This is a genomic window from Dactylosporangium sp. NPDC000521 (assembly GCF_042898305.1).
Lineage (GTDB): Bacteria > Actinomycetota > Actinomycetes > Mycobacteriales > Micromonosporaceae > Dactylosporangium.
Window position 1 is genome coordinate 55,360 of record NZ_JBIAYW010000038.1, and the last position, 6,676, is coordinate 62,035.

Annotated in this window: 5 protein-coding genes; 3 read left to right on the forward strand and 2 right to left on the reverse strand. The window is 71.7% G+C overall.

Annotated features, from left to right (window positions below; genetic code table 11):
• Positions 1 to 278: 278 nt before the first annotated feature.
• Complete coding sequence (locus tag ACFY3L_RS52125) at positions 279 to 1,157, forward strand: diacylglycerol kinase (protein ID WP_389342583.1); 879 nt, start codon at positions 279 to 281, stop codon at positions 1,155 to 1,157.
• Here ACFY3L_RS52125 and ACFY3L_RS52130 read toward each other — a convergent pair.
• Both ACFY3L_RS52130 and ACFY3L_RS52135 read right to left on the reverse strand, forming a co-directional pair.
• Positions 1,154 to 1,528: an Hsp20 family protein gene (locus ACFY3L_RS52130; protein ID WP_389342586.1), complete on the reverse strand. Its 375-nt coding sequence runs from the start codon at positions 1,526 to 1,528 to the stop codon at positions 1,154 to 1,156. The two genes, ACFY3L_RS52125 and ACFY3L_RS52130, sit on opposite strands and share 4 nt — an antisense overlap.
• A gap of 114 nt (positions 1,529 to 1,642) precedes the next feature.
• Entirely contained in the window at positions 1,643 to 2,383 is a 741-nt protein-coding gene (locus ACFY3L_RS52135) for an HAD family hydrolase (protein ID WP_389342589.1), read from the reverse strand.
• 21 nt (positions 2,384 to 2,404) lie between these two features.
• Between ACFY3L_RS52135 and ACFY3L_RS52140 the strand changes: the two genes are divergently transcribed.
• Together ACFY3L_RS52140 and ACFY3L_RS52145 are read left to right on the forward strand one after the other, a co-directional pair.
• Entirely contained in the window at positions 2,405 to 5,119 is a 2,715-nt protein-coding gene (locus tag ACFY3L_RS52140; protein ID WP_389342592.1) for a DEAD/DEAH box helicase, read from the forward strand.
• Between the two features lie 100 nt (positions 5,120 to 5,219).
• Complete coding sequence (locus ACFY3L_RS52145; RefSeq protein ID WP_389342595.1) at positions 5,220 to 6,134, forward strand: MHYT domain-containing protein; 915 nt, start codon at positions 5,220 to 5,222, stop codon at positions 6,132 to 6,134.
• Positions 6,135 to 6,676: the final 542 nt, after the last annotated feature.

Genomic DNA, 6,676 nt, shown 5'->3' on the forward strand with positions numbered 1-6,676 from the left:
GTCCGCCGGACGGTCTGACGCCTGCCGGTGTCCGGCAGCTACCACCAGATCGGGCCCCTCGTCGATGGGCGCCCCTACGCCGGCGGAGCGCCCAGGTTGCTCGCCGGCCGCCACGACGACATCACGTGAATCTCCGGCCCACCCCGCCTCCGACGCCGGTCGCCGGCGGGCGCCGTGTCGTCCCCCGCACCGCCCACCTACGATGAGACGACGGCGGGTGGGCATCCCGCCGGGCCCGGCGCTACAGCGGTGGGGGAGTTACCGCCTAGCATCCGTGCGTGGACATCGCGCTGCTCGCCAATCCGACCGCCGGCAAAGGGCGGCGGGCCGGACTGCTGCCCGAGGTCGTGGCGCGGCTCAGGGCCGGTGGGCACGCGGTCGACGTGGTCACCGCGACCAGCCGGGACGGCATGGTGGAGCAGGGCAGGGCGGCCGTCCTGAGCGGCCGGGCCGTGGTCGCGATGGGCGGGGACGGCACGGTGCACCTCGGGCTGCAGGCGGTGGCCGCGACGGGGGCGCCGTTCGGGATCGTGCCCGCCGGGACCGGCAACGACTTCGCGGTCCGGCTCGGGCTGCCCGGTGACACACTGCGGGCGGCCGAGGCGATCGCGGCCGGCACCGGCACGAGAAGCGTGGACCTCGCGCGGGTCGAGGGGGCCGACGGGACCACGGCGTGGTTCGGGGCGGTCATGGCGGCCGGGTTCGACGCGTTCGTCAACGAGCGGGCCAACCGCATGCGCTGGCCGCGTGGCCCCCAGCGGTACAACCTGGCGATCGTGGCGGAGCTGCTGGCGTTGCGCAGCCGCTCGTACACCATGCGCGTCGACGACGAGGAGAGCGTCTTCGGCTCGGTGCTGGTTGCGATCGGCAACACCGAGAGCTACGGCGGCGGCTTCCGGATCGTGCCCGGAGCCGACCCCACCGACGGCCTGCTGGACGTGGTCGTCGCGGAGCCGCTCAACCGGCGCACGCTGATGCGGCTGCGGCCCAAGGTGTTCAAGGGCACGCACGTGCACGACCCGCGGGTCAGGACATTTCGGGCACGCAGGATCGAGCTGGCCGCCGAGGGGGTCACCGCGTACGCCGACGGGGAGCGGATCTGCCCGCTCCCCGTCACGGTCGAGTGCGTGCCCGGTGCCTTGCGGCTGATCGTCTAGGCGGCGTTGTGGATGCGGACGGTGACGCCGTTCGCGGACGGGGTGGTGGAGACGTCCGACTCGGTGACGCCGTCGGGCAGCGAGAAGCTGCGGCTGAACGAGTTGGAGCTGGACGAGCTCGACGAGAACGTCGCGCCGCCCTCCTCGTGATGCGACGAGGTGCTCGTGCCGCCGCCGCCCTTGATGGTGAGGCGGCCGCCGGAGACCTGGACGTCGACGTTGCTCGGGTCGACGCCGTCGACCGTGATGACGAGGTCGTCGCCCTCGGTCGTGGTGGAGACGGAGGCGGAGTGGGCGTGCGATGCGGCGTTGCCGACCTCGGACTCGATGCGAGCGAGGGCTTCTGACGGGTTCCAACGGCCTAACGGCATGATGATCCTCCGGAAGGAAGGTAGTCGACGTATCCCCTGCACTGTCGCCGCCTGGCCGGGAGCCGACAAGCGCACAGGCGGTGTTGCGACAATGGTGCCCAACGGCCGCAAGGTTTAAAGCAGGCGCAGCACCGCGCCCAGACCATGAACTTTGCCCGGGTCACTCTCCGGGATGACAAGGACGCTGCAGCCCGCCGCGGCGGCGCCGGCGTCGGCGGGCGAGTCGCCCACCATCAGGGCCCGCTCCGGGTCGGTGCGCAGCGCCGCGCAGGCCTTCCAGAAGATGGCGGGGTCCGGTTTGCAGCGGCCCACCTCGTAGGAGAGGACGAACTCGTCGACCAGGTCGGCGAAGCCCAGCTGGCCGGCCAGGTCGCGCAGGTCGAACCCGATGTTGGAGACCACCGCGACCGGCACGCCACGCGCCCGCAGCGCCTGGAGGGTCGGGATCGTGTCCGCGTACAGCTGCCAGCCGTCGGCGACGAGCAGCCGGTCGTAGAGGGCCTCGGCGAGGTCGGCGTCGACGGTCGCGGCCAGCCCTTCATAGGCCGCCCGGTGCGCGGCGACGGAGAGATCCCGGTCCGCCCACACCTCGGCGAGGTGCGCGGGCACGCGGTGCGGCTTCGGCCCGCCGGCCCGCCCGGCCGTCATCAGCCGGTCGGCGAGGACCGTCGCCTTGCCCCGGTCCAGGGTGGTGCCGAGGCTCGCAGCCGCCGCCGTCACCCACCTGACGGGGTCCTCCACCTGCGCGATCGTCCCATGGAAGTCCAGGAGCACGGCCTCGACGGGCCGCCATGTACTTGGTGGTTCAGCGCTTTCCGGCACGCCAGCACGATACCCATGAGCGGATCCGGGCATCTTTCGCCTAGCCTTGGGGTCATGAACACCCCCGCCGAGCGGTACGAAGCGGCGCAAAGGCGGGCTCAGCGTCCTGCCCTGACCGAGTTCGTCGACGAGCTGGACTTCACCCTCGACGACTTCCAGGCCGAGGCCTGTGAAGCGCTGGAGCGTGGCACGGGCGTGCTGGTGTGCGCGCCGACCGGCGCCGGCAAGACCGTCGTCGGGGAGTTCGCCGTCCACCTGGCGCTGCGGCAGGGGCGCAAGTGCTTCTACACGACGCCGATCAAGGCGCTGTCCAACCAGAAGTACAACGACCTCGTCCAGCGGTACGGCGCCGAGCGCGTCGGCCTGCTCACCGGTGACAACGCGATCAACGGTGACGCCCCGGTCGTGGTGATGACCACCGAGGTCCTGCGCAACATGCTGTACGCCGGCTCGGCGACCCTCGAGGGCCTCTCCTACGTCGTCATGGACGAGGTGCACTACCTCGCCGACCGGTTCCGCGGCGCCGTGTGGGAAGAGGTGATCATCCACCTGCCCGACTCGGTGACGCTCGTGTCGCTGTCGGCGACCGTGTCCAACGCGGAGGAGTTCGCCGACTGGCTCGTCACCGTGCGCGGCGAGACCACGGTCGTGGTGAGCGAGCACCGGCCCGTGCCGCTGTGGCAGCACATGCTCATCGAGCGCCGCATGTTCGACCTCTTCCACGACGCCGAGGCCGCGCAGAAGCACGACGTGCATCCGGAGCTGCTGCGGTACCACCGGGAGATGCTCCGCCGGGTCGAGATGACGGGCCCGCGGGGCGGCCGGCGCAGGGGCCCCTACCGGCCCGAGATCGTCGAGCGCCTGGACCGCGAGGGCCTGCTGCCGGCGATCCTGTTCATCTTCAGCCGGGCCGGCTGCGACGCCGCCGTGCAGCAGTGCCTCGCCGCCGGGCTGCGGCTCACCGCGCCCGACGAACGGGTCGAGATCCGCACCATCGTCGAGTCGCGCACCAAGCACATCCCGAGCGAGGACCTGCAGGTGCTCGGGTACTGGGAGTGGCTCGACGGCCTCGAGCGGGGCCTCGCCGCGCACCACGCCGGGATGCTGCCCGCGTTCAAGGAGGTCGTCGAGGAGCTGTTCGTCCGCGGCCTCGTCAAGGCCGTCTTCGCCACCGAGACCCTGGCGCTCGGCATCAACATGCCCGCCCGGTGCGTGGTCCTGGAGCGGCTCGTCAAGTACAACGGCGAGGCGCACGTCGACCTGACGCCGGGGGAGTACACGCAGCTGACCGGCCGCGCCGGGCGCCGCGGGATCGACGTGGAGGGCCACGCCGTCGTCGTGTGGGCGCCGGAGCTCGACCCGCGGCACGTGGCGGGGCTCGCCTCCACCCGGACGTACCCGCTCAAGTCCAGCTTCCGGCCCTCGTACAACATGGCCGTGAACCTCGTCGGCAGCGTCGGCATCACCGCCGCCCGCGAACTGCTCGAAAGCTCGTTCGCCCAGTTCCAGGCGGACCGCTCGGTGGTCGGGCTGGCCCGGCAGGTGCAGCGCAACACCGAGACGATCGCCACCTACGGCGCGGAGACCACCTGCCACCTCGGCGACTTCGACGAGTACTTCGGCTACCGGGTCGCGATCGCCGACCGGGAGCGGGCGATCGCCCGCCAGGGCGCCCAGCAGCGGCGCGCCGCCGCCCTGGAGTCCCTGGAGCGGCTGCGCCCCGGCGACGTCGTGCGGGTGCCCACCGGCCGCCGCGCGGGCCTCGCGATCATCATCGACCCGGGCGTCGGCGGGCGCGGCTTCGGCGAGCCCCGGCCGCTCGTGCTCACCGAGGACCGCTGGGCCGGCCGGATCTCCGGCGCCGACTTCACCGCGGCCGTCGAGTCCCTCGGCCGGGTCAGGGTCCCGAAGCAGTTCAACTACCGCTCCGCCCAGGACCGCCGGGACCTCGCGGCGCAGCTGCGCCGTCTTGACTTGGCCCCGGCACGCACCCGGGGGCGCCGGCCGCGGGACATTTCGGACGACCACGAGCTTGACCAGCTGCGCGCCGCGATGCGGCGGCACCCGTGCCACAAGTGCCCGGAGCGGGAGGAGCACGCCCGCTGGGCGGAGCGCCGCTGGCGCCTGGAGCGCGACACGGAGCAGCTGCGGGGCAAGGTCGCCAACCGTACGGGCTCCCTCGCCCGCACCTTCGACCGCGTCTGCGGCCTGCTCACCGACCGCGGCTACCTCTCCGCCGGCGGCACCGTCACCGACGCTGGGCGGACGCTCGCCCGGATCTGGTCCGAGACCGACCTGCTCGTCGCCGAGTGCCTGCGCACCGGCGTCTGGGACCGGCTCGGCGCCGCCGACCTCGCCGCCGCCGCCAGCATCCTGGTGTACGAGGCCCGCCGCGAGTCCGACGACCGCGCCTCCATCCCGCGCGGCGACGTCTCCGAGGCCATCGACGCCACCTTGAAGCTGTGGTCCGAGCTGCGCGAGGACGAGGACTCGCGGGGTCTGCAGCTCACCCGGGAGCTGGACCTCGGTTTCGTCTGGCCGGTGTACCGGTGGGCCCGCGGCGAGAGCCTCACGAAGGTGCTCGGCAGCGTGCACGGCCTGGAGGGCGACATGCCGGCGGGCGACTTCGTGCGCTGGTCCCGCCAGGTGCTCGACCTGCTCGGCCAGCTCGCCGACGCACCGGGCGCCTCGGACGCGGTGCGACGCACCGCCAGGCAGGCGATGACCGCCATGACGCGAGGCGTTCTCGCATACAGCGTCATGGCGTAGTCACCCACCGAGTTTTCACCCGAACGGATTAGAAAAAAACGTTCGGATCCGCAATGATGCATTTCGCCGGGAGGCCAGTGTCGGCGTGGGAGGAAGCATCGTGGGAGAGCTGCACCACTTCACGTACGGGCCGATCACCCCGATCTTCGCGTACGCGATGTCATTCCTTGGTTCCCTTCTCGGCCTGGTGATCACCGCCAGGGCGCGCGCGGCCACCGACACCCGCCGCAGGGCGTGGCTGCTCGTCCTCGCGGCCTGGGCCATCGGCGGCACCGGCATCTGGGTCATGCACTTCATGGCGATGATCGGCTTCAGCGTCAGCGGCTCCCCGCTGCGCTACGACGTCCCGATCACCGTCGCGAGCTTCTTCATCGCCGTCATCACCGTCGGCGTCGGCCTCTTCATCGTCGGCCTCGGCAAGCCGGCGATCTGGAAGGTCCTCGTCGGCGGCCCGATCACCGGCGTGTCCGTCGCCTTCATGCACTACACCGGCATGGCCGCGATGCGCATCAACGGCTCGTTCGACTACAAGAGCAACCTGTTCCTGGCGTCCTACGCGATCGCGGTCGTCGCCGCCACCGTCGCGCTCTGGTTCACCATCGTGGTCCGCGGCATCCCCGCGACGATGGCCGCGGCGGCCGTCATGGGCGTCGCCGTCTGCGGCATGCACTACACCGGCATGGCGGCCATGCACGTCAACCTCACCACCGACAACCTGACCACGGTCTCCGGCGTCGACGTCAACTGGTTCCTCGCCCCGATCGTCCTCTTCGTCCTGGTCGTGGTCATCGCCCTCGCCAGCGCCGTCATGGCCGTCCCCTCGGAGCGCGAGCAGGCCGAGGCCGCCGCCGTCCGCGACAAGATCGCCGCCGGCGAGGCCCTCCGCACCGCAACGGCCGGCCCCGTCTTCGGCGGCGGCTCCGCCACGACCCCGCCGACCCCCGGCACCGGCCAGGCATTCTCCGCCCGCGCCGCCAACGGTATCGCCGACGCCCGCCGCCAGCGCGGCCGCTGACCGCTCCGCTCTTCCGCTGCTGCCGCTCGACGGGCCTTTTTGCGCTCTGTCCGGGCGGCAGCGTCGTTCGCACTCCCTCGGCGGGCTGCCCTTCGCCCCGTCGCCATGCTCGACGGTCCGATCCGGTCGTCATGGCGGCCGGATCCGTCGTTGGGCCAAGGTGCATGCTCGTCCGGCCGGCGGTCGGAAGTATGCGCGTGGCGTCACTTTCGGCTGGCGGCCGTTCTGCGGGCGTGATCGAAGTCGTGTGGTGGTCGTCTGGGCGGCCAGGGTTGTCCTTGGATCACGGCGGTGGGCTGTCCTTGGCTCTGCTGTCGTGATCGGCGGTCTGATTCGGTCGTTATGGTGGCGGGATTCGTCGTTGGGTCAAGGGGTGCTTGCTCGTCCGGGCGGTGGTCGGGAAGTTTGCGCGCGGCGTCACTTTCGGCTGGCGGCCGTTCTGCGGGTGTGATCGAAGTCGTGTGGTGGTCGTCTGGGCGGCCAGGGTTGTCCTTGGATCACGGCGGTGGGCTGTCCTTGGCTCTGCTGTCGTGATCGGCGGT